This window comes from Phocaeicola fibrisolvens (assembly GCF_025567125.1).
In the GTDB taxonomy this organism is placed as follows: Bacteria; Bacteroidota; Bacteroidia; order Bacteroidales; family Bacteroidaceae; genus Phocaeicola; species Phocaeicola fibrisolvens.
In genome coordinates this window covers 1-23,649 of record NZ_JAOQJI010000046.1, presented here as the reverse complement: position 1 = coordinate 23,649, position 23,649 = coordinate 1, and the positions used below count along the sequence as shown (strand labels likewise).

Genomic DNA, 23,649 nt, shown 5'->3' with positions numbered 1-23,649 from the left:
AGTATGATGTAAGCTGTCCACTTTGGTAAATGATAAACTGATAATAAAAGAGCGTTGTTTCTTACGAATGATAATTTATTTGAAAAAAAAGTGTCATTTTATTTGCATGTTACAAAAAAGCCTTTACCTTTGCAGCTGTAAACTAAAAACAGAATAATAAATATGATTACATTGCACACATTGGTAAACTTGGCAGTCCTGCATATTATTCGCGTCGTGGTCGTGGCACCAAGAGGTGAGAAAGGTTCGTGCATGTAGTTATATGATAATGATATTTTTGAAAGCCTTTCTCACCAAACGTTGAGAGAGGCTTTTTAATTGAAAAGAAAGACGAAAATGAAACATCAGTTACGTAGTTCGATGAGTACCGAAGGCCGCCGCATGGCAGGTGCCAGAGCCCTGTGGGTGGCCAATGGAATGAAAAAGGAGATGATGGGAAAACCGATCATCGCAATAGTGAACTCTTTTACGCAGTTTGTACCTGGTCATACGCACTTACATGAAATTGGTCAGCAGGTGAAGGCTGAGATTGAAAAACTGGGATGCTTTGCGGCTGAGTTCAACACCATTGCCATCGACGACGGAATCGCGATGGGGCATGACGGGATGCTGTATTCTTTGCCTTCGCGCGACATCATCGCCGATAGCATAGAATATATGGTGAATGCACATAAGGCAGATGCCATGGTGTGTATTTCCAATTGTGATAAGATTACGCCGGGAATGTTGATGGCTTCCATGCGATTGAATATCCCTACGGTGTTCGTATCAGGTGGAGCGATGGAAGCTGGAGAGTGGGGCGGACAGCATCTGGATTTGATTGATGCCATGATCAAATCGGCCGATACTACCGTGAGCGATGAAGATGTGGCAGAAATTGAACGTCATGCGTGTCCGGGTTGCGGCAGCTGCTCAGGTATGTTTACCGCGAACTCAATGAACTGTTTGAATGAAGCAATTGGATTGGCTTTGCCGGGTAACGGTACGATTCTGGCCACTCACGTCAATCGTAAGCAGTTGTTTAAGGATGCGGCAGCACTGATTGTGAAAAATGCGTATAAATATTATGAAGAGGGAGATGACAGCGTGTTGCCGCGCAGTATCGCCACTCGCGAGGCTTTTTTGAATGCCATGACCCTCGACATCGCCATGGGTGGTTCTACCAATACGGTGCTTCACTTGTTGGCTGTAGCTCATGAGGCGGAAGTTGACTTCAAGATGGATGACATCGACATGTTATCACGTCGCGTGCCTTGTCTTTGTAAGGTAGCTCCCAATACACAGAAATATCACATTCAGGATGTGAACCGCGCAGGAGGTATCTTGAATATTTTGGGTGAGTTGGCCAAAGGGGGACTGTTGGATACTACGGTACACCGGGTGGACGGTTCCACACTGGCAGAAGCTATTACCAAATATAATATCTGTCGTCTGGAGGTAGATGCAGATGCACAGCGTATTTATTCGAGTGCGCCGGGCGGTAAGTTCTGTATCCAGTTGGGTGCACAGAATGCTACTTACAAGGAATTGGATACTGACCGGGCTAACGGATGTATCCGTGACTTGCAGCATGCGTACAGCAAGGATGGTGGACTGGCTGTATTGAAAGGGAACATCGCTCAAGACGGTTGCGTAGTGAAAACTGCTGGAGTGGATGAAAGTATCTGGAAGTTCTCAGGTCCGGCCAAGGTGTTCGATTCACAGGAAGCTGCTTGTGAAGGTATCCTAGGTGGAAAAATAGTCAGTGGCGACGTGGTAGTTATTACTCACGAAGGTCCGAAGGGAGGACCGGGTATGCAGGAGATGCTGTATCCTACTTCTTATATTAAATCCAAGCATTTGGGTAAAGAGTGTGCACTGATTACCGACGGTCGTTTCAGTGGAGGGACTTCCGGCTTGAGTATCGGGCATATTTCTCCGGAAGCTGCGGCTGGAGGTAACATCGGTAAGATTGTGGATGGAGACATCATCGAAATAGATATCCCGAATCGTTCCATCAATGTGAAATTGTCTGACGAGGAACTGGCTAAGCGTCCGATGACGCTGGTAACCCGCGACCGTAAGGTGTCAAAGGCATTGAAGGCGTACGCCAGCATGGTGAGTTCAGCTGATAAAGGTGGAGTGAGAATTTTAGAATAAGGAGAAGCTTATGAGTAAAGAAAAGATATCAGGTTCAGAAGCATTGATGCGTTCATTGGAGCACGAAGGGGTAAAAACACTCTTCGGCTATCCAGGAGGAGCCATCATGCCGGTGTTCGATGCGTTGTATGACCATCGGGACAGATTGAACCACATTTTGGTTCGTCATGAACAAGGAGCTGCGCATGCGGCTCAGGGTTTTGCCCGTGTATCGGGAGAAGTGGGAGTTTGTTTGGTAACAAGTGGGCCGGGAGCGACCAATACCATTACCGGTATCGCTGATGCCATGATTGACAGTACGCCGATTGTGGTGATTGCCGGTCAGGTAGGGGCTTCCCTGCTGGGTACAGATGCGTTTCAGGAAGTCGATTTGGTAGGTATTACACAGCCTATTTCCAAATGGAGTTATCAGATTCGCCGTGCGGAGGATGTGGCTTGGGCGGTTGCCCGTGCGTTTTATATCGCTCGGAGCGGTCGGCCGGGACCGGTGGTACTGGACTTCGCCAAGAATGCACAGACAGAAATGACGGATTATGAACCGGTAGACTTGGATTTCATTCGCAGTTACGATCCGGATCCGGAAACCGATTCAAAAGCTGTGGCTGAGGCTGTAGCCTTGATTAATAGGGCCAAACGTCCGTTGGTACTGGTAGGACAGGGCGTAGAATTGGGAAATGCCCAGCAGGAATTGAAGGAATTCGTGGAAAAAGCGGATATTCCTTGCGGGTGTACGTTGTTGGGGTTGTCAGCATTGCCAAGCAATCATCGTTTGAACAAAGGTATGCTGGGTATGCATGGAAACCTGGGGCCGAATGTGAAGACCAACGAATGTGATGTATTGATTGCAGTGGGTATGCGGTTTGATGACCGTGTGACCGGTAAATTGGATACGTATGCCAAACAGGCCAAGATAATCCATCTGGATGTGGATCCGTCGGAAATCGGAAAGAACGTGCCGGTGGATGTACCTATTTTAGGAAACTGCAAACGGACGCTTTCACTGCTTACCGAACTGATTCAGCCGCAGAAGCACGAAGAATGGATTGCCAGTTTCAAACCGTATGAAGAGAAAGAATACACACAGGTAATTGAAAAGGAAGTGTTCTCGAAGGAAGGGCCTATCAATATGGGTGAGGTAGTGAATCTGGTCAGTGAGGCCACTCACAACGAAGCCATTTTGGTGACTGATGTCGGTCAGAATCAGATGATGGCTTGCCGTTACTTCAAGTTTTCCAAACCTCGTAGTATTGTCACTTCCGGTGGTATGGGAACCATGGGATTCTGTCTGCCGGCAGCCATTGGAGCCACATTTGGCCGTCCCGACCGTACCGTATGTGCCTTTATGGGAGATGGAGGCTTGCAGATGACCATGCAGGAACTGGGTACGATTATGGAACAGAAATCGCCGGTCAAGATTATCCTGCTGAACAATAATTACTTGGGCAATGTGCGTCAGTGGCAGGCCATGTTCTTCAACCGCCGCTATTCTTTCACACCGATGATGAATCCTGATTACATGCAGATTGCATCGGCTTATGGAATCGCCTCACGCAGAGTGATGAGTCGTGAGGAATTGAATGACGGTATTCAGGAAATGCTGTCGACCGACGGCCCTTTCCTGTTGGAGGTGTGTGTGATAGAAGAAGGAAATGTGTTGCCGATGACACCTCCGGGAAGTTCGGTCAACTATATGTTAATGGAATGTTGAGAGGAGAAGGAGGAAGAATATGGATAATAAAACATTATATACAATCATTGTTCATTCAGAAAATATTGCCGGTATATTGAACCAGATTACCGCGGTGTTTACCCGTCGCCAGATCAACATCGAGAGCTTGAATGTGTCGGCTTCTTCCATCAAGGGAGTACATAAATATACCATCACTTGCTGGACCACTCCGGATGTGATTGGCAAAGTGGTGACACAGATAGAAAAGAAAATGGATGTGATTCAGGCACATTATTTCACGGACAAGGAAATCTTCCAGCGTGAAGTGGCGATGTATAAGGTGTCCACTCCTGAATTCCAGTCGAATCCGGAAGCTTCCAAGGTAATTCGCCGTTACAGTGCGCATATTGTGGAAGTCAATCCGACTTTTTCTATCGTGGAGATGGTGGGAATGAGTACGGACATCACTTCGCTTTATCAGGAACTGAAACAGCTGAATTGTGTGCTTCAGTTTGTACGTTCCGGACGTATTGCTGTTTCAACCAGCTGTTTCGAACGGGTAAACGAATATCTGGCACATCGTGAAGAAAGATATCGGAACCAAAAGAATTGAATCTATGACAGAAGAAAGTAAAGTTGGTACTTATCGGTTTGTGGCCGAACCGTTTCATGTGGATTTCATGGAACGGCTGACGATGGGCGTGTTGGGCAATCACTTGCTGAACTGCGCCGGGTTTCATGCGGCTGACAGAGGATTCGGTATTGCCACGCTGAATGAGAATCATTACACGTGGGTGCTGTCCCGTCTGGCGATTGAGTTGGAAGACATGCCGCGTGCGTACGAAGACTTTACAATCCAGACATGGGTGGAGAATGTGTACCGTCTTTTTACAGACCGTAACTTTGCTATTCTGGACAAGGACGGGAAGCCTATCGGATATGCCCGTTCCATTTGGGCGATGATCAGCATGGAGACTCGTAAGCCGGCCGATTTACTGACGTTGCACGGAGGCTCGATTGTGGACTATGTATGTCAGAAAGACTGTCCGATTGACAAGCCGGGACGCATCAAGGTGACGCATCCGCAACCGATGGGAGAGTATCGGGTGAAGTACAGCGATATTGACCTGAACGGACATGTGAACAGCATCAAGTACATCGAGCATATCTTGGATTTGTTCCCTATGGAAATGTTCCGTCAGAAACAAATTCGACGGTTTGAGATGGCCTATGTGGCCGAAAGCTATTACGGTGACACGTTGAGCTTCTTCCAGGAGCAGACCGGAGAAAATGAATATGATGTGGAAGTGAAAAAGAACGGCACGGAAGTAGTCGTTCGAAGTAAAGTGATTTTTAGAGATTAAACTAGTATATCAACTTGCAGCCGAAAGGCTGCGTAAAAAGATTGTAAAAACTATGGCAAAAATGAATTTTGGCGGTGTGATTGAAAATGTAATCACCCGCGAAGAATTTCCATTGGAAAAAGCACGTGAAGTATTGAAAGATGAAACCATTGCTGTAATCGGTTACGGTGTACAGGGACCGGGACAGTCATTGAACTTGCGCGATAACGGTTTTAACGTCATTGTCGGACAGCGTCAGGGCAAGACTTTTGAAAAAGCAATCGCTGATGGATGGGTTCCGGGAGAAACTTTGTTCAGCATTGAAGAAGCCTGCAAGAGAGCCACTATCATCATGTGTCTGTTGTCAGATGCAGCAGTCATCTCTGTATGGCCGACTATCAAACCTTGCCTGACTGCAGGAAAGGCTTTGTATTTCTCTCATGGTTTTGCCATCACTTGGAATGACCGTACGGGCGTAGTTCCTCCTAAAGACATCGATGTCATCATGGTGGCTCCGAAAGGTTCAGGTACTTCTTTACGTACCATGTTCCTGGAAGGACGTGGCTTGAACTCTTCTTATGCTATCTACCAGGATGCTACTGGTAAGGCATACGACCGTACCATCGCATTGGGTATCGGTATCGGTTCAGGTTATCTGTTCGAAACTACATTCCAGCGTGAAGCTACTTCTGACTTGACCGGTGAACGTGGCTCTTTGATGGGAGCTATCCAGGGATTGCTGCTGGCACAGTATGAAGTACTCCGTGAAAACGGACATACTCCGTCGGAAGCATTCAACGAAACCGTAGAAGAACTGACTCAGTCACTGATGCCGTTGTTCGCTAAGAACGGTATGGACTGGATGTATGCAAACTGCTCTACTACTGCACAGCGTGGTGCCCTCGACTGGATGGGCCCGTTCCACGATGCCATCAAACCGGTGATGCAGAAATTGTATCAAAGTGTAAAATGCGGTCATGAAGCTCAGATTTCTATCGACAGCAACTCTCAGCCGGATTATCGTGAAAAACTGAATGCGGAATTGAAAGCATTGCGTGAAAGCGAAATGTGGCAGACTGCTGTGACCGTACGTAAACTTCGTCCGGAAAACAACTAATTATTGTCTGTAAAGATAATGGGGAAGCCGTTCGGTGTCGGAAGATGCCGGACGGCTTTTTTCGTGGGGTAAGGATGAAAAGAATCTGTGAGATTTTGTTACCTTTGTGCTGGTTCTATAGAATGGATATGAAAAAAATTGCTATTTTTCTGCTGGGCTGTCTTTGCGTGGCAGGGACTGCGTTTGGACAAAGTCTGGAACAGACTACGGAGCAGCGTCTGAAGGATTTTTTTGCCAATTATGTGACTTCGTATGCGCATATCGGTAAGTGTAAGTTGGAACGTTTTGAGCTGGAACATGATAAGAAAGTATTGCGTGTGTATGCCAGTCCGACTTTTGGTTATCAACCGTTTACGGAAGAAAATGTGTCGGCCATCTATCGGCTGTTGAAACAGTCTCTTCCGGGGCCGGTAAATTATTATACCCTGCAAGTGTATGCAGACGGAAAACCGATTGAAGACCTAGTGCCCAATGCGTTCCGGAAGAAGCAAGACAAGACCCGTCTATATGGCAAAATGGAGGCGAAGGGAAACCCGTGGGTGACCAATGTGTCGCGTCCGTTTGAAATCAGCCGGGGACTGGAGGGGCGGCATGTGGCCGTGTGGCAGAGTCATGGAAAGGTATACCGGAACGACCGGAATGAATGGCGCTGGCAGAGACCCCGCTTGTTCTGTACCACGGAAGACTTGTTTACCCAGTCGTTTGTGGTGCCGTATCTGATACCGATGTTGGAAAATGCCGGAGCCGTGGTGTTCACTCCCCGTGAACGCGACTGGCAGCGCCACGAGGTGATTGTGGACAATAACACTTGTACACCGGGCAGCCATTACTTGGAAGTGGAATACAAGAAATATACGTGGAAGGATACAGGTCTGCCGGGATTTGCTCAGAAGTATCAGCAGTATCCGGATAACTATAATCCTTTCAAGGATGGTACGGCGAGGTATATCGCTACCCAAGGTCAGCCGGAGAAAGCCTTTGCCGAATGGATTCCCAATATTCCGGAGAAAGGGAGATATGCAGTCTATGTCAGTTATCAGACACTACCGGAAAGCGTGTCGGATGCCAAATACTTGGTCTTTCACAACGGAGGAGTCACCGAGTTCAAGGTGAACCAGCAGATGGGAGGGGGTACCTGGGTGTATCTGGGTACTTTTGAGTTCGATAAGGGACGGAATGACTACGGAATGGTAGTATTGAGCAATGAAAGTTTCCAAAAGGGAGTGGTTTGTGCCGATGCAGTCCGTTTTGGCGGCGGCATGGGAAATATCGTCCGTGGCGGACAGGTGAGTGGAGTACCTCGTTACCTAGAAGGGGCACGCTATTGGGCACAGTGGGCTGGCATGCCTTATCAGGTGTACAGTAAGAGCCAGGGAGAAAACGATTACAATGATGACATCAACGCCCGTTCACTGATGGTGAACTACTTGAGTGGCGGGTCGGTGTACAACCCTTCGGAAGAGGGACTGAAGGTGCCATTTGAAATGACGCTGGGCCTGCACAGCGATGCGGGCTTCAAAACGGATGATGAACTGGTGGGTTCGTTGGGCATCTATACGACCGACTTCAACGACGGGAAACTGAACTGTGGCATCTCCCGCTATGCTTCGCGCGACTTGACGGACATGGTGCTGACGGGATTGCAGCGTGACATCGCTTCCCGTTTTGGAGTGCAGTGGGCACGGCGGAGCATGTGGAACCGGAATTACAGCGAGACCCGTCTGCCGGCAGTACCTTCCATGATTCTGGAATTGCTCTCCCACCAGAACTTTGCCGATATGAAATGGGGGCATAATCCCGATTTCAAGTTTACCGTGGGGCGTTCGGTCTATAAATCCATTTTGAAATACCTTTCTACCATGCACGGTACCGATTATGTGGTGCAGCCGCTTCCGGTGAACCATTTTGCCATCCGGGAAGGAAAAAAGAAAAATACCTTTACCCTGAACTGGAATCCGGTGGAGGATGTGATGGAACCTACGGCCAAACCGCAGGGCTACATCGTCTATACCCGTATCGGTTACGGCGGATTTGATAATGGAGTATATGTACGCAAACCGGAATACACGGTGAAAGTGGAGCCGGGATTGGTGTACAGTTTCAAGGTGACTGCCGTTAACAAAGGAGGAGAGAGTTTCCCTTCGGAAATTCTGTCAGCTTATAAGGCTAAACGGAGTAAAGGCACGTTGCTGATTGTGAACGGGTTCGATGCTACCTCAGGTCCGGAGGAAGTCAATTCTGCCTTGCTGCAGGGGTTTGACTTGAAGTTGGACCCGGGCATACCTTATGGACAGACTCCTGCTTATTGCGGTTACCAGCAAGGATTCAATCGCGACAAAGCGGGACTGGAGACTGGTGACGGGCTTGGGGTCAGCGACAATGCTTTGGAAGGAAAGCTGATAGCCGGAAATACATACGATTATGTGTTTGTGCATGGCAAGGCCATTCAGCGGGTCGGACGCTATTCGTTCGTGTCTTGCAGTGATGAAACCTTGGAGAGCGGAAGTACGGACCTGAGTCAATATGACCTAGTGGATTTGATTTGCGGAGCCGATGCCAAATCCTTCTCTTCGGCCATGCAGGAAGCTCTTACCCGTTACTGTCGTCAGGGCGGACGTCTGCTGGTGAGTGGTTCCGCATGGGGAGCAAATTTACAGAAGGGAGACTTTGGCAAGAATGTACTGAAGTGTGTGTATGGCGGGCGTTTCAGCAACCAGACTTCCTCTTCTTTGCAGGGAGCCGGGGTACAGTTCCAAGTGGAAGGAGGAGCCAATGAAACAGTTTATGCCGTTCCCTCCATGGAATGTGTGATGCCCGCTTCTGGAGCCTACTCTTCCTTTGTGTACACCCAAGGGAATTATGGGGTAGGAACCGTATATCGTGGAGAGGATTACCGTACCTTTGTATTGGGTTTCCCCTTGGAATGTGTGGGAAACACCGACGTGCGCAATCATCTGATGCAGACAGCTGTGAAGACTTTGTTGTCGAAGAAAAAACGCTGACGCAGTATAGAGAAATGAATTAAGTAACCATCAATAAATGTATCAATATGGAAAAAGATTTTTTGAAGGTCATTGAAACGCGGCGCAGTTGCCGTAAGTATAAACCGGAACAGATTACGGATGAAGAGCTGAAGGCCGTGCTCGAAGCTGGTACGTATGCTCCGACTTCACGCGGCATGCAGTCGCCTTACATTGTGGCCGTACAGAAGAAAGAAGTACTGGCCCAACTGGCTAAGATGAATGCGGAAATCATGGGAGTTACCTCTAATCCCTATTACGATGCACCTACCTACGTGTTGGTCTTTGCGCCTTCACTGGCCAACAATCCGGTACAGGACGGAAGTTGCGTGCTGGAAAACATGATGCTGGCAGCGCATGCGCTGGGATTGGGCAGTTGCTGGATTCACCGGGAACGCGAGATGTTTGCTACAGAAGAAGGCAAGCAGCTGATGGAAGAGTGGGGACTTCCCGAAGGACTGATGGGTATCGGAGCCCTTTCTTTGGGCTATCCCGACGGAGAACCTGCTCCGGCAAAACTGCGTAAACCGGACTATTTCCGGGTGATAAAATAAGGCATAAAAAAACGCAAGGACGTTTCGACCAAAATGTCCTTGCGTTTGATTCAAAACGCCTTTGCGTTTTTCCTTAAACGCCCTTACGTTTTACTTGAAACGTCGAAGCGTTTAGGTTGAAACGTAAAGGCGTTTTTTTGATGCCTTGTTTTGACTGCCTAAAAGGCATTGTAAAAGGTTCATGTAGACAATAGGCGTGGCACTTAAATCTTTTTATAATAGAGGCAGATATTTATAATTTATATTGTTTCAAATCTTTATATGTGATGTTTATTTACATATAATGTATTTAGATTCTTCGGATTTTATATGAAATAGGTTCTTTATGATTGTTATTTTAAATTATCTTTTGATTTTATTCTATTATTATATATATTTGTTGCTGATAAAAAACATTCCTTTATTATTGCATGATTGCTTTGATAAAGTTCGTGAAAGTTAACCTTAATTGTTCATTAAAAACGAAGAACATGTTTAAAATTTTAAAACCAGTTGGCATGTTATTACTGGTTTCAACTGTACCGGTTGGAGTATTGCATGCTGAAAACCTTGGATTTAATACTTCTATTTTACAGCAGGATGCTGTTTGTCAAGGTGTTGTGAAAGATGTGAATGGAGAGCCTGTTATTGGAGCTTCTGTAGTCGTAAAAGGTACAACTAACGGTGTGATTACAGATTTAGACGGAAAGTTTGTCTTGTCTCATGTCACAAAAGGAGCTGTGTTAGAGATTTCATTTGTGGGGTATGTTTCTCAGCAAGTCAAGTGGAATGGCCAGGCTCTCGATCTGGTTATAAAAGAAGATACCCAGACATTGGATGAAGTGGTAGTAGTAGGGTTTGGTTCTCAGAAAAAAGCCAATCTGACCGGTGCGGTAACGACGGTTAAGATGGATGAGGTGTTGGGCGACAGACCTTTGGCAAAAGCAGCGGATGCTTTGCAAGGCGCAGTTCCAGGATTGCTGGTCAATAGTGGAGGTAACGCCGTAGGTTCAAGCAAGAGTTTCCAGATTCGTGGTGCGTATTCATTGGGTATTCAAAATAGCGATGGTTCGTATGGAGCAGCCGTAGCCCCTTTGGTATTAATTGATAATGTGGAAGGAGATATTGATATGCTGAATCCTGATGATATTGAGTCGATTACGGTATTGAAGGATGCAGCTTCGTCTGCTATCTATGGAGCTCGTGCAGCTGGAGGTGTGATTCTGGTTACCACTAAGCGTCCGAAAGGGAATACCCGTTTCCAGTTGAATTACAATAATAATTTTGCTTTCTCCAGTGCAATGAATCTTCCCAAGCAAACCTCTTTGGAAACCTACTTACGTGCTTATCAGGAGGTGGAAGGTAATCAATATTGGTCATTAGGAGCTCCTAGTGTGAGCCGGTGGTTGGAATTGCTGGAACAATATCATAAGGATCCTTCTTCTTTGGATATAAAAGGGGATGGAATATATAAGGAAGGTAGCGCTTTGTATTTCCTCAATGAGAAGGATTTGGTGAAGAATATGTTGGAAACCAGTTTCCAGCAGACCCATAACCTGTCGGTAAGTGGAGGTACTGAAAGATTGCGTTATCGTTTGTCGGCCGGAATGGTAGATAGCGATGGAGTATTGATTACCAATAAGGATTCTTATCGTCGAATGAATGTGAGCAGTTTTGTTTCTGCAGATATCACTAAGTGGTTTACACAGGAAGCAACTTTAAGTTATGCTCATAGTAAAAATGCTCTTCCGCAGTCTTCAGCTGGTGGCATCTATAGTACGCGTCTGGTTTCTTATTATCCGGAGGGAACGATGCCAGAAGGATATGGAACAGGTCCTGACGATAATTTGCCTTTCTTTACGCCTCGGAATCAGATTTTGGCGGCCAATACGGACAAGAATATCAATGATAACCCGCGTATATTCCTCAAGTCTATCCTGAAACCCTTGAAAGGATTGGAAATTGCGTTTGAATATACATTTGATAAAAATATATACGATTACCACTATTATACCGGAGTGACCAATATGACTTCCATTCAGGGTGGAAAAGATGTGTATCCGTCAAATGATTATTTGCGTAAATATAAGCAATATACAGATTATAACGCAATAAATTTGTACGGTACTTATAGCTTTGATTTGGCAAAAGACCATCATTTTAAAGTAATGATAGGATACAATCAGGAATCCAGCTATCAGGAAACAGTGGATGTATATTCTTATGGCCAGGCAGTAGTGGAGGTTCCTTCTTTGGGAGGTGGAACATCGACTTTGTCAGCTAAAGATTATTATACGGAATATGCGGTTCGTGGAGGTTTCTTCCGTGTAAACTACAACTATAAAGACAGATATCTGCTGGAAGTAAACGGACGTTATGACGGTTCTTCCCGTTTCCCGAAAGATTCTCGGTTTGGTTTCTTCCCGTCTGTTTCTGCTGGTTGGAATATCGCTCAGGAAAGATTTATGGAGTCTGCACAGGATTGGTTAGGTATGTTGAAACTGCGTGGATCATACGGTATGATTGGTAATCAGAACATTGTGGAATATGCTTTTATTCCTTCGATGTCGATTAATAATAAGTACACTGGTTGGTTATTGGACGGTAACCCTGTGACGGCTGTGACTTCTATTCCTTCATTAGTCAGTTCTTCTTTTACTTGGGAAAAAGTGGCTACGACAAATGTGGGGCTTGATTTCTCATTGTTCAATAGTCGTTTGTCTGGTTTGTTTGAGTGGTATCAGAAGGACACAAAAGGTATGTTGGCTCCTGGTATGCAATTGCCGGCCGTAGTGGGTGCGGCTGCTCCTTATCAGAATACAGCCGATATGCGTACACGTGGTTGGGAATTGAACTTGAACTGGCGTGACCAGATTGGTAAGGTGGGCTATCGAATCGGATTTAATCTTTCTGACTCGAAGAGTGAAATTACGAAGTATGATAGCAATGAGTCCAAATTGTTGAGCAGTTATTATGAAGGACAACAGTTAGGCGAGATTTGGGGATACGTATATGACGGATTCTATACCGTAGATGATTTTGAAAGCACTCAGACTTGGAAACTGAAAGAGGGAGTGGTAGCCATTAATGGATACAATCCACGTCCGGGAGATGTGAAGTTTAAGAATTTGCGTGATGATGATCAAGGTGAAAATTTGATTTATTCTGGTGATGGAACATTGGAAAATCCAGGTGACCGTAAAGTAATTGGAAATAGTTTGCCTCGTTATTTGTATGGCATCAATTTAGGGGTAAGTTATGAAGGTTTCGACTTGAGTATATTTATGCAGGGAACAGGAAAGCGTGATGCCTGGCTGGCAAATACATTGACTTTCCCGATGTATGCTGACTTCAAGTTTATTCCATTGTATGAAGGATTGGAAAATTACTGGAGACCTGTGGATGCAGCTGCCGGTGATTATACTTGTGCGAATCCGGATGCCGAATTCCCTCGTATTTATGGAAGCTATGGTAATCAAGGCTCGAACTATCGAACTTCTGACAGATATTTGTCTGATGCTTCTTATTTCCGCATCAAGAATGTAACTCTTTCTTATTCTTTCCCTAAATCATGGATAAAGAAAATGTCATTGTCTCAGTTGAAAGCCTTTGTCAGTGTGGAAAATCTGGCTACATTTTCGTCTTTGGCTAAAGGTATTGACCCGGAAACATTATCATGGAATTATCCGGCATTCCGTACAATATCTTTTGGCTTGAATCTTTCATTGTAAATATCTAAATTAAAATTGTGTATTATGAAAAAAATATTTATAGGCATAACGGCATTTCTGGGACTTGCATTTGCAGGGTGTAATGACAGTTTCCTGGATAAAACTCCCGTAACAGACTTGACCGAAGAAAATGCTTTTAATTCTTATGATAATTTCAAAAATTTCATGTGGCCTTGTTATGAGATGTTTGTGAATACAACGATTCGTACTTCTACCCGGAGCAACGGTTGGGGTAGTGGAGGTCAATATGAGGGAGATGTGGATGCCGGATATTTGAACAGACGCTCTCCTAGCGGATTTAATCAGTTTGCTTACCAAACCAAAGGTAGTACCGCTTCTGGTAACGGATGGGATTTCAGTTCCTATATCCGCCGAATTAATATTATGTTTTCGCATATTGATGGTGCGGATATGACAGATGCCGAGAAGGACCACTGGAGAGCGGTTGGAAACTTCTTCCATGCGTTCTGGTATATGGAATTGATAGACCGGTTCGGAGATGTGCCTTGGGTGAATAAAGTCTATGCGGAAGACAGTCCTGAAATTTATGGTAAGAGAATGCCTCGTGTAGAGGTGGCAGATTCTGTCTTGGTTCGGTTGCAGTGGGCTGAAACTCACATCGGTGATTTTGAATCGCAGGATGGCTCGAATACGATTGACCGTGATTGCGTGCGTGCTGCTCTGTCGCGCTTTACCCTGCGTGAAGGAACATGGCGTAAGTATCATGGGCTGGAAGGTGCTGACAAGTACCTGAACGAATGTGTGCGCGTGTCGAAGTTGCTGATGGATGCTTATCCAACGTTATATTATGGTACAGACGGACAACCTGGAGCTGGCTATGGAGAGATGTGGACCACTGAGGACTTGGGCAAGGTGCCGGGAATTATTTTATATAAGTCGTATGTAAAAGATATCAATCCAGTACAGGGTGGATGTTACTTGGAGCACACATCCAGCCAGGATGTCGAGATGAGTCAGAACACGGTGGATCTTTATCTGATGAAGAATGGAAAGCCTATTCACAATTCTTTGTCGGGATATGCAGGAGATAAGACGATGTATAATACTTTCCGGAACCGTGACCCGCGTTTGTATCACACTGTAATGCCTCCTTATAAAGTAGAAGCTGGTGGGGCCAATAAGCCGGCTGAGAATCCAAATGCTACCTGGGGATATACTTCTGACCCTGCCGACCGTGAGTATATTGATATAATGGGGGCCAATTATAGTTGTAGTAATCCGGGAGTAGGAATGAAACGTTTACCTGCACAGAACTGGTCTGCTTCATTGGTTCCGCAAATTCCGAATTTGGGTACAGGTGCATTTGTTACTTGCCGTTCGGGTTATTATGTATGGAAATTATATTGCTGCTGGGAAGAAAACTTTAATAACGGAACTTTGAATGTAGCCGATAAACCAATCTTTAAGATTGAGGAAGTGTTGCTGAATTATGCGGAAGCGAAGGCGGAATTGGGTGCTTTTGATCAAGGAGTCGCTAATGAAACGATTAATAAATTGAGAGCACGTGCCGGTGTTGATCCGATGAATGTCAGCGAAATTAATGATAATTTTGACCCGGATCGTCCGTATTATTATCCGGAAGGAAATACGGCAGGTGTTCAAGTACCGGCTTTGTTGTGGGAAGTTCGCCGTGAACGTATCGTGGAATTGATGGGTGAAGGTTTTGGCTTTTATGATATCCGTCGGTGGCGTATGGCACCTTGGTTCTTGAATCGTGCTGCAAAGGGTATTTGGGTTTCAAAGGATTATGCCGTTTCTAAAAACATGACTCTTTATAACTCTACGACTGGTGTATCTGATGGATTGGACGGGTCAATGACTGAAGGATATCTGTACTTGTTTAATGACCCTGTGGCCGAGGGAAAAGGATGGCTTGATAAATATTATTTGTATCAAGTTCCTACCGATGAAATTTTGTTGAATCCTGAACTCTCTCAGAATCCAGGTTGGTAATTGAACTAATAAGATTTGATGAAAATGGGACAATTCCGAAAGGAGTTGCCCCATTTTTATCTGGTATATATTCTTTTGAGTCAGGACAATAAAGAAAGCTGGCATGCAGAATGAAATGTCTCAATCATTCATGTATGCCAGCTTTTTGCATTTTTATCTGTTATGCAGTGTGAAGGGGAAGGATGATTTGTTGAAGTTGTGTTATTTTATCGGCACAATTTCAAAGATTTCCACCTTTCCTTCCAGACGAATCTGACAGACATTCTTGTCGGCCAGTTCGATTCTTGCATAAGGAGTTTCAATCATGGTTTCAGACAGTATCTTGCCTTTTTTGTCCAGCTGCACGCATTTTATCGGGGCAGACAACTGGTTCATCAGTAAGGTGTAGGCCTTGACATCTTTGTCTACTTCGAAAGCAATCGCTTTTGTGCTCTGGTAAGAAGTGGCCAGGTTGTTGTCGAAAGCATAGACCGCTTTACTCAGTGTATCTGCTTCAAGCGTAAAGCCAAGGTTGTCCGGGCGGAGCGGATTTACATCGAAGGAGCGGACAGAAGCATAGTTGGTGCGTTTGGAATCCAGTCGTTTCAGGCGGACGTAGCGTGCCTTTTCCGGAGTTCCCTGCCAGTGGATGATGTATTGCTGGTTCAGTTCGCCGGTAAGGGCTTTCCAGTTTTGTCCATCTGCGGAACATTCCACTACGGCATGGTCGAAATAGTCTACATCGTCTTTGGAATTTCTTCCCTGAAGGATGGAGATTTCCGTCACATCACGTACGTCGCGCAGGTCTACCCCAATCCAGTCGTTCGGTTTCTGGGCAATTCCAGAAGTATAGAAAGTTGTAGAATCATTGTCGAACATCAGTTTGGTTTGTACAGTATGCGCACTGCTGAAAGAGCCTATACCTTTATAATCGGTTGGTACTTTCCCCGACAGTTTTTTCAGGTATCCGTGTGCCATGTCGTCCATCGCATACTCATAGAACGGCTGAAGTTTCAGGGTACCCGACTTGTGGGCTTCGTAGTTTTTCCGGTCTTCCGGTGTCATGATGTTTTGTATGTATTTCGTCCAGAAAAGCGCATCGTCCTGACCGGAGCGGTATATACGAGCCAGCTCGATGGCCTGCTTGCCGCGTGTACCCAGTTTGCCGAATTCTGTCAGCCAAGGCCGGAGTTCGTTGAGCAATGCCTTGTTTTTGCAACCGTTTTCCATGCGTGCAGGAACGCTTTCTACTTTCTTGAATTCTTCTTCCAGGGCGTTGGCTGCCGCATCGTTCCAGTCGGCAATACGGAAAGTCTTTGTTTCCCAGGATTCATCCCGCCGGTATCCGTTTTCAGTATCACTGGAATGAATGGCGAAAGTGCGGTAAGCCTCTGTGGCATCGGGTACCAGTTCGGCCAGCCCCCGTTCCCAGTTGTCAATGGCATTGTAGTCGGCGATGTTCCAAGCATAGTCAGCCACTCCATACAAAGCCAGTTTGGAGGCCTCACCGTGTTCCATTGGATTGCTGATTACACCGCAGGTCTCTTGGGCCGTCAGGCTGGTATCCAGTCCGTAGACCGGTCCTTGGAGCAGGAAGTTACGGATGTAGTCAGTCACCGGATAGTTCCACCAATAGTAAGCCGGACGTTTGATGCGGGAATTGATGAAGTCGAGGGTTTCAGGGGTCAGGTCACTGCACACCACATCGCCTGTCCAGAATACCTTTATTTCAGGATTCAGTGTTTTCCCGTAAATGGCAAGGCTGCCTTTTTCGGTCGGATTGGCCCAAAGTTTGGAATAGTCGGTCGGGCAAACCGTCAGCGGAGACACATCTCCTTTTACTTTCACAAATTCTTCAGTCAGTCGGTTCAGCAGTTCCGTTTGCTTCAGCGGGTTGGTTCCCTCGCCCGAAATGTCGTCGAAGAAAATGGCAAAATGCCGTACCCCCAAGTCGTACATCCAGTTGAATTTCTGGAGCAGGTTATGATAATCTTCTTCATTCCATTTGATGTCCTGTCCCGGATGGATGGCCCACACGAAGTCCACGTAATTCCGGTTGCTGGCATCCACCAGTTCCTTGATGTGTTGTGCTTCTTTTTCCGGATAGGGCAGACGCCAGTTCGGACAGCTGTGATAAGGGTCGTCTTTAGGACCGTATAAATAGGTGTTCATCTTGAACTTTCCATAGAAATCAATCAGCGACAGGCGGACTTCGTGTGACCAGGGCGTGCCGTAGAAACCTTCTACCACACCTCGGTTAGGTAGGTCCGGATAATCGTTGATTTCCATGCAGGGCAGTGTACCGTGGGCTGAAACCGGGCTTTCTGTCAGTTGCTTCAACGTTTGTATACCATAGAATGCACCACGTGCGTCGTAGCCGATGATGGTGATTTCCTTTTTGCCAATCACCAGAGAATAGGCACCTGAGATTTGCTTTACGTTTGCTTTCCCAGCAGCTTTCGCTCCGAAGTCAATGGTGAGTTTGATTCCTTTCTTGTTCTGTGTGAGAAAGTCTAGACTGGCTGCAAATTTCTGCTGTTTATCTTTCAGGTAGATTCCTTGTGTAATGGGGCAGGTGTTATTCGCATCCAGTTTCATCTGGTGAGGGGTAGGGTTGATGATCAAACCTTTGTGGTCGATTTTTTTCCCGGGGACAGCCAGTACATCCTGCTTTTCAGAGCGTTGGGAGGAGAGGTCGAAGTCTGTTTCTTGTGCCGATAAAGTGCCATACATGAATGTGCATAGGATTCCGGTAGTCACGCATTTTGCATAATGATTCATTTTCATAAGAATGGATGTTTTAGGTAAATACAAGGTGTTTGCTTCGTATAAAACTTTGATTCAAAGATACGATTTGTTTCTGAATCGTGCAAACAGTGTGTGAGGTATTGTGGCTTATATTGACAAAATGAGGAAAAAAAAGAATAAAATGTGCGTATTTGACTGATTGTTGGTATAATTATCTAAAAACGATTATCTTTGAATCGGCAAGTCTGTTGGAATATGACCAGGATGTTAGGTAGGTTCTAGATGCGTATTCTATTTATAGAAAACAGTTTGTCATGACGATATATCCTTGTTTATTTTATTTCTAATTATATGAGAATGAATTTATGAATGCAAGTCAATTGAAAAAATGGATGTTGTTCACTTTACTGATGCCCTCATTCCTTATGGTCTGTGCTCAGAATAAGGTGATGCTTGGAAGTCTGGATATAATTCCAGTACCCAATGAAGTCGTTAAATCAGAAGACGGTTCTTCTTTTGTTATCGATGGTTCGACAAATATATGTTATCCGGAGAATAATGAGAAGATGAAAAGGAATGCGGAGTTTCTGTCTGCTTATATAAAGAAATTTACGGGCATCGATGTGGAATTGTCTGTTGAGCCAAAGGAACATGCAATTGTGTTAAGCTTGGATAATACTTTATTCCATGATGAAGGGTATGAGCTGAATGTTTCGAAGGAGCAGATAACGCTGAAGGGTAAAACTGAGGCTGGAGTATTTTATGGTATACAGACACTGCATAAGGCATTGCCTGTCACAGAGGGGAAAGCGCTAGCGGCCATTCCCTGCGGAGTTGTAAAAGACTACCCACGCTTTGGCTATAGAGGCTTTATGGTAGATGTAGGCCGGCACTTCTTCGGAGTGGATTATTTTAAAAAGATTATTGATATGCTTGCCTTGCATAATATCAATTATTTTCACTGGCATCTTACCGAGGATCAGGGTTGGCGTATTGAGATAAAAAAATATCCGAAACTTACAGAAGTAGGTTCTAAACGAAAATGTACCATCAAGGATTGGGAGACGAAAGAAATGGATAGTATTCCTGTCAGCGGATACTATACACAGGATGAGGCAAGAGAGATTGTGCGATATGCAGCTGAACGATATATTACAGTGATTCCGGAAATCGATATGCCGGGTCACATGCTGGCCGCGCTGGCTTCTTATCCTGAACTGGGATGTACAGGAGGACCTTATGAGGTGGCTACTACTTTCGGGGTATTTAGGGATGTGCTGTGTGGAGGAAATGAGAAAACGTTGCAGTTTGCCAAAGATGTGATAAATGAGATAATGGATATTTTTCCTTCTCCTTATATTCATATAGGTGGAGATGAATGTCCTAAATATCATTGGAAGACGTGTGAGAAATGTCAGCAAAAAATCAAAGAACTCGGATTGAAGGATTCGGAAAAACATACGAAAGAAAATCAGCTTCAGGCTTGGTTTATGGGAGAAGTGGAAAAAGAAATCCATAAACGTGGCCGAGAAATGATGGCTTGGGATGAGATTCTGGCCGGCAATCCTGCCAAATCTACCATCGTAATGGCATGGACCAGTCCGGAAGCTCGCCTGAAATCCATTGAAGGCGGGTATAGAACGATAGCTTGTCCGATTTCAAATCTGTATTTCAGTAATCCTAAATACAATCAGTTAAAAGGATTGAGCAGCATTGAAAGGGTGTATCTGTTTGAACCGGTTCCGGAAGAAGCTGCTTCTGAGCAGAAAGAAAATCTGATAGGGGCGCAGGGATGTATCTGGACGGAATGGACCAAGGAACGGATGAAAATGGAATGGCAAATGATGCCGCGTATTGCAGCCTTGGCGGAAATTCAATGGAGTAAGCCTGAGAATAAAGATATCCAGGATTTCTTGAGACGTTTGAAGCATCAGATAGACATTTATAAATTTTATGGGTACAATTACAAGGAAGATATACATGAAGCGTTGGATAATAAGTAGCTTATTGTAAAGATTCGTTGTATTGTTAATGCAAGTGTTATCAAGATACAGATAAGGGTGGTACTTATAATAAATCTGTTGCTTATAGGGTAATGAATGAAAAGTGGTTGACTTGTTTGTAAGTTTTTTAGGACTAGACAAGTATGTAAAAAAAGGGAAGAACAAATTGTTCTTCTTTTTTTGTTGATTTAATTTTTATTGATATATTTGTGAGTATGATGAAAATAATCTAAAAAATAATACAAAAAATGAATCGTTTTATTCTTTTGTTGGCAATATGTTTATGCGGGGGATGTATATATGGACAGGCTCCAACTAAAGAACAATTACTAAAGTTGTTTTTTCAGGCTCATAAGGCCTTGAATGAGAGTAATCAGACAGAAGCTATTCAAATCTATAAACAGATTTTAAAAGTTTCTCCAGGTTTACCTGATTCTTATCTGCAATTGGGAGATATTTATGCTTCCATGACAACGAATAAAGAAGCTTTGGAAAAGGCATGTATGTGCTATGCGAATTATTTACGCTTACGTCCGGAAGCAACGAATGCAGAGGAACTGAAAACAACCATTTCTAAGCTTACTTATCAAATTAATGGTATGTCAGGAAAACAGCCTGATATGGCATTAACTACTCCAGTGGTGACAGTTCCTGTATTGAGTGGTAATGCGGAAGTTCCTAAAGTAGATAAAACGAAGCCTGATATGATTCCTGTTGTTTTGTCTGGTGGCATAGAAACAGCTGATTCAACGGTTTTATCTTCTGCGATAAAAGAAGATATTCCAATTTCCATACAACGTGAAATTACGGGGCGCTGGGTCTCTGATAAGTTGGGAAATAATGGAAGAGAAATGTGGATTTTTGATATAGAATCTGAAAAGAATCAATTATGGATTACATTAAATGCTAACTCTTATGCGAGTGAAAATAAGGACTATGCTTCTTTGATTGGTATGAAAGTCCAGGGCTTTGCAGAAGGAGATGAGATTTGTTTTGATTTTCAGGTTCAAAAACAAAATGAAGAACGGAAGAAATTTTCTGATTTTACACAGATTGTAGATGACATATTTAATGTAGATTGGAGTAATCTGTTATCTGCTGATGAAAAAGCAGAGGAGGTCTTAGTTACTGATTCTGCAACTTTGGCTGATACATTGACCGTACAACCTGTACGTTTTTATTCCTATGAATTTCGAATAAAATTTGATGGGTTTAAATTGTCAGGTAATATGCATTCGAAACTTATAGAGAAAGCTGTGGTTGAAAAAGAATTATTTACGGCAAGTGAACCTTGCATGTTTTTTAAGGCCCCTAAGGATTATTCAGGTTTTAAATATCATAAAATAACAGAAACAGAAAAAATATCAAATCCAGCTTTACGTGAGTTGGTTAATAGAAAAACGCGTGAATCTTCGGAAAATGTGTCAGCTCTAAATGATTTGGGGTGTTTGTCTGTTTCAGGTTTAGGTATGCCTCGTAATTTGCGGATGGGAGTTGCGTATTTTATGGAAGCTTCTATGAAGAATAATCTTTTTGCAATGTTGAATATGGCTAAGATTTATCAGCAGGGATTGGGTATTGATAAAAATCTGGAAAAGGCAAGAGATTTATATAATAAGGCCTACGCTGCAGGGTATACTGATGCAATGGTTTTGTGTGGCGATTCATATTGGGAAACATTTGCGGGAAGTCAACCGGATTATAATCAGGCCTTAGCATGCTATCAAAAAGCTTTTCTTCGTCGTTGCCCTTATGCTGCCTATCGATTAGGATGGTTATATAATGAGGGGTTAGGAGTAGAACGTAATCCTCAAAAAGCATGGGAATATTATCAACAGGCAGTTTCTATGCAATATGCTGACGCAATGACTGATGTCGGTATATTTTACAGGGATGGTATTCTTGTGGAGAAAGATTATGCAAAAGCTTTGGATTATTTAAATAAAGCAGCTGCAAAAGGAAATACCCGAGCTATGTATGAATTGTATCAGATGTATCTAAAAGGAGAAGGTGTAAAACCTGATTTTATTTTAGCGAAGGATTGGTTGCGTAAATATTTTGAGTCGGAGGAAGTTGTTTTTGGATATACAACGATGAAATCTCAGATTCATTCTATTATTTATTCTAAAATTGAATAGTTAAGTAAATGATCTAAAATATCTTATGTTCGGCACAAAATAATAATATTGTATCATGTCATTGTTAAAATGTAAATCATGAAATGTATGAAAGTGCCGAAATTAACCGAGGTTGATCGCCTCAAGCAGGGGAAGAAAGGCTTCCGGCAAAAAGCTGGTGACATGACTTTCAAACGTTTTCTTGAATCATTGGTGTAGGGTATAGGCGAATAAGAAATACCGGGGGGCCCTACCTTTTGAAACAAAGAAGAATACAGTGGTTTTGCTTGACATTGCTTCTGTCCATAGTAATGGGAAGAGAAAGAAACTGAAAAGATATGGGGAGAGAGGATTATTTCTTTTTTATCTTCCATTATACTCTCATGGGTATGAGTTTATTTATAGATTAATTATATGTAGAATTAATTTTTTGAATGTTTACTTATGTGTAAATTTTTATGGATGATATGGATAGGTCTTTTGTTCTGTGCTTCTATGAGTGGAAATGAAAGAGATGATATACAGTTTGTTAGCCGTAAGTTGAAGCAAATTGCTGAACAATTGCCTGAAGGTACCTTGTCTTCTGTAGATACTATAATGGAGATACCTGTGATTATTGAAGGAAAGTCGATTGTTATGCAGCACAATGATAAAGGTCAAGTTTGTCATTTAGGTGTTTCGTTGTTTAGTGAAGCTACAAAGCAAATTTTAGATGTGGGGCTTTGTAATTTCCTGGAAAGATTTTTTTTAGAGCTTTTGCTTCAGAAAGATGCTGTATCTATTGATCGTAAGTTGCAGGAATATCATGTGGTCATGTATGTAGATGGACAGAAAGTGGTAGTAAAAAATGCAAAATCTTTTCAGAGGGTTTTAGTAAAGATGAATATGCCAGTTAATTTCTCTATGCGTCAAAAAGGGAAAGAGGCAGAGGCCGTTTGGTTGTTTTCTCCTCATGCATTATCGATAACTTTTCCATTATATCGTGAATTGATTGATGGTATGGATAAAATAGAATCTGATGATGAGCTGTTTCATCAATTACAAGTTGCAGTATTAAATGATGTTCAGATAAAGGACGATCCTATAAACGAGAAGAATTTGGTAGCAAAGGAGAATGGTCTTTATGTGGAAAAAGGAGATGCTTTTTTGATATCTTCATTGACTGCTGATAAATATTATATCCTTAATTCCGCAACACTATTACAAATATAACTTTTTAAGTACCTGAGCAACAAAAAGTTGCTCAGGATTTTGCCATGTCAGATTTTTCACCTAT

Annotated in this window: 13 protein-coding genes; 12 read left to right on the top strand and 1 reads right to left on the bottom strand. The window is 43.8% G+C overall.

Features of this window, described 5'->3' with window-relative positions; translation table 11 throughout:
• Window positions 1-336: 336 nt before the first annotated feature.
• The 9 genes from ilvD to OCV81_RS14740 all read left to right on the top strand — a co-directional run bounded on the left by ilvD (window position 337) and on the right by OCV81_RS14740 (window position 15,526).
• A complete protein-coding gene (gene ilvD / locus OCV81_RS14780) occupies window positions 337-2,139 on the top strand; it encodes a dihydroxy-acid dehydratase (protein WP_148330720.1) in 1,803 nt (600 codons plus the stop codon).
• Window positions 2,140-2,149: 10 nt separating this feature from the next.
• On the top strand, window positions 2,150-3,847 hold the full coding sequence (ilvB, locus tag OCV81_RS14775; protein ID WP_148330719.1) for a biosynthetic-type acetolactate synthase large subunit: 1,698 nt from the start codon (window positions 2,150-2,152) through the stop codon (window positions 3,845-3,847).
• Between the two features lie 19 nt (window positions 3,848-3,866).
• The gene (gene ilvN, locus OCV81_RS14770; RefSeq protein ID WP_148330718.1) at window positions 3,867-4,421 is read left to right on the top strand and encodes an acetolactate synthase small subunit; all 555 of its coding nucleotides are present in this window, start codon (window positions 3,867-3,869) and stop codon (window positions 4,419-4,421) included.
• A gap of 4 nt (window positions 4,422-4,425) precedes the next feature.
• A complete protein-coding gene (locus OCV81_RS14765; protein ID WP_148330717.1) occupies window positions 4,426-5,172 on the top strand; it encodes an acyl-[acyl-carrier-protein] thioesterase in 747 nt (248 codons plus the stop codon).
• Window positions 5,173-5,224: 52 nt separating this feature from the next.
• On the top strand, window positions 5,225-6,268 hold the full coding sequence (ilvC, locus tag OCV81_RS14760) for a ketol-acid reductoisomerase (protein ID WP_148330716.1): 1,044 nt from the start codon (window positions 5,225-5,227) through the stop codon (window positions 6,266-6,268).
• 128 nt (window positions 6,269-6,396) lie between these two features.
• The gene (locus OCV81_RS14755) at window positions 6,397-9,270 is read left to right on the top strand and encodes a golvesin C-terminal-like domain-containing protein (RefSeq protein WP_148330715.1); all 2,874 of its coding nucleotides are present in this window, start codon (window positions 6,397-6,399) and stop codon (window positions 9,268-9,270) included.
• Window positions 9,271-9,317: 47 nt separating this feature from the next.
• Complete coding sequence (locus OCV81_RS14750; RefSeq protein WP_148330714.1) at window positions 9,318-9,842, top strand: nitroreductase family protein; 525 nt, start codon at window positions 9,318-9,320, stop codon at window positions 9,840-9,842.
• Between the two features lie 497 nt (window positions 9,843-10,339).
• Window positions 10,340-13,552, top strand: coding sequence for a SusC/RagA family TonB-linked outer membrane protein (locus OCV81_RS14745; RefSeq protein ID WP_317259228.1), 3,213 nt, complete (start codon window positions 10,340-10,342; stop codon window positions 13,550-13,552).
• Window positions 13,553-13,576: 24 nt separating this feature from the next.
• The gene (locus tag OCV81_RS14740; RefSeq protein ID WP_148330712.1) at window positions 13,577-15,526 is read left to right on the top strand and encodes a RagB/SusD family nutrient uptake outer membrane protein; all 1,950 of its coding nucleotides are present in this window, start codon (window positions 13,577-13,579) and stop codon (window positions 15,524-15,526) included.
• Between the two features lie 201 nt (window positions 15,527-15,727).
• On the opposite strand, the gene OCV81_RS14735 is transcribed toward OCV81_RS14740, so the two are convergent.
• Window positions 15,728-18,286, bottom strand: coding sequence for a beta-N-acetylglucosaminidase domain-containing protein (locus OCV81_RS14735; protein ID WP_394802550.1), 2,559 nt, complete (start codon window positions 18,284-18,286; stop codon window positions 15,728-15,730).
• A gap of 332 nt (window positions 18,287-18,618) precedes the next feature.
• On the opposite strand from OCV81_RS14735, the gene OCV81_RS14730 reads away from it, so the two are divergent.
• The 3 genes from OCV81_RS14730 to OCV81_RS14720 all read left to right on the top strand — a co-directional run bounded on the left by OCV81_RS14730 (window position 18,619) and on the right by OCV81_RS14720 (window position 23,585).
• Window positions 18,619-20,256, top strand: coding sequence for a beta-N-acetylhexosaminidase (locus OCV81_RS14730; protein WP_148330710.1), 1,638 nt, complete (start codon window positions 18,619-18,621; stop codon window positions 20,254-20,256).
• 248 nt (window positions 20,257-20,504) lie between these two features.
• Window positions 20,505-22,394, top strand: a complete 1,890-nt coding sequence (locus OCV81_RS14725; RefSeq protein WP_148330709.1) for a tetratricopeptide repeat protein — start codon at window positions 20,505-20,507, stop codon at window positions 22,392-22,394.
• A 423-nt stretch (window positions 22,395-22,817) separates the two neighbouring features.
• Window positions 22,818-23,585, top strand: coding sequence for a hypothetical protein (locus OCV81_RS14720; RefSeq protein ID WP_148330708.1), 768 nt, complete (start codon window positions 22,818-22,820; stop codon window positions 23,583-23,585).
• Window positions 23,586-23,649 lie beyond the last annotated feature (64 nt).

Excerpts from the sequence above, each read along its gene's own strand:
- ilvD (WP_148330720.1), top strand. The coding sequence starts at position 337 with ATGAAACATCAGTTACGTAGTTCGATGAGTACCGAAGGCCGCCGCATG.
- ilvB (WP_148330719.1), top strand. The coding sequence starts at position 2,150 with ATGAGTAAAGAAAAGATATCAGGTTCAGAAGCATTGATGCGTTCATTG.
- ilvN (WP_148330718.1), top strand. The coding sequence starts at position 3,867 with ATGGATAATAAAACATTATATACAATCATTGTTCATTCAGAAAATATT.
- OCV81_RS14765 (WP_148330717.1), top strand. The coding sequence starts at position 4,426 with ATGACAGAAGAAAGTAAAGTTGGTACTTATCGGTTTGTGGCCGAACCG.
- ilvC (WP_148330716.1), top strand. The coding sequence starts at position 5,225 with ATGGCAAAAATGAATTTTGGCGGTGTGATTGAAAATGTAATCACCCGC.
- OCV81_RS14755 (WP_148330715.1), top strand. The coding sequence starts at position 6,397 with ATGAAAAAAATTGCTATTTTTCTGCTGGGCTGTCTTTGCGTGGCAGGG.
- OCV81_RS14750 (WP_148330714.1), top strand. The coding sequence starts at position 9,318 with ATGGAAAAAGATTTTTTGAAGGTCATTGAAACGCGGCGCAGTTGCCGT.
- OCV81_RS14745 (WP_317259228.1), top strand. The coding sequence starts at position 10,340 with ATGTTATTACTGGTTTCAACTGTACCGGTTGGAGTATTGCATGCTGAA.
- OCV81_RS14740 (WP_148330712.1), top strand. The coding sequence starts at position 13,577 with ATGAAAAAAATATTTATAGGCATAACGGCATTTCTGGGACTTGCATTT.
- OCV81_RS14735 (WP_394802550.1), bottom strand. The coding sequence starts at position 18,286 with ATGAATCATTATGCAAAATGCGTGACTACCGGAATCCTATGCACATTC.
- OCV81_RS14730 (WP_148330710.1), top strand. The coding sequence starts at position 18,619 with ATGAATGCAAGTCAATTGAAAAAATGGATGTTGTTCACTTTACTGATG.
- OCV81_RS14725 (WP_148330709.1), top strand. The coding sequence starts at position 20,505 with ATGAATCGTTTTATTCTTTTGTTGGCAATATGTTTATGCGGGGGATGT.
- OCV81_RS14720 (WP_148330708.1), top strand. The coding sequence starts at position 22,818 with ATGTGTAAATTTTTATGGATGATATGGATAGGTCTTTTGTTCTGTGCT.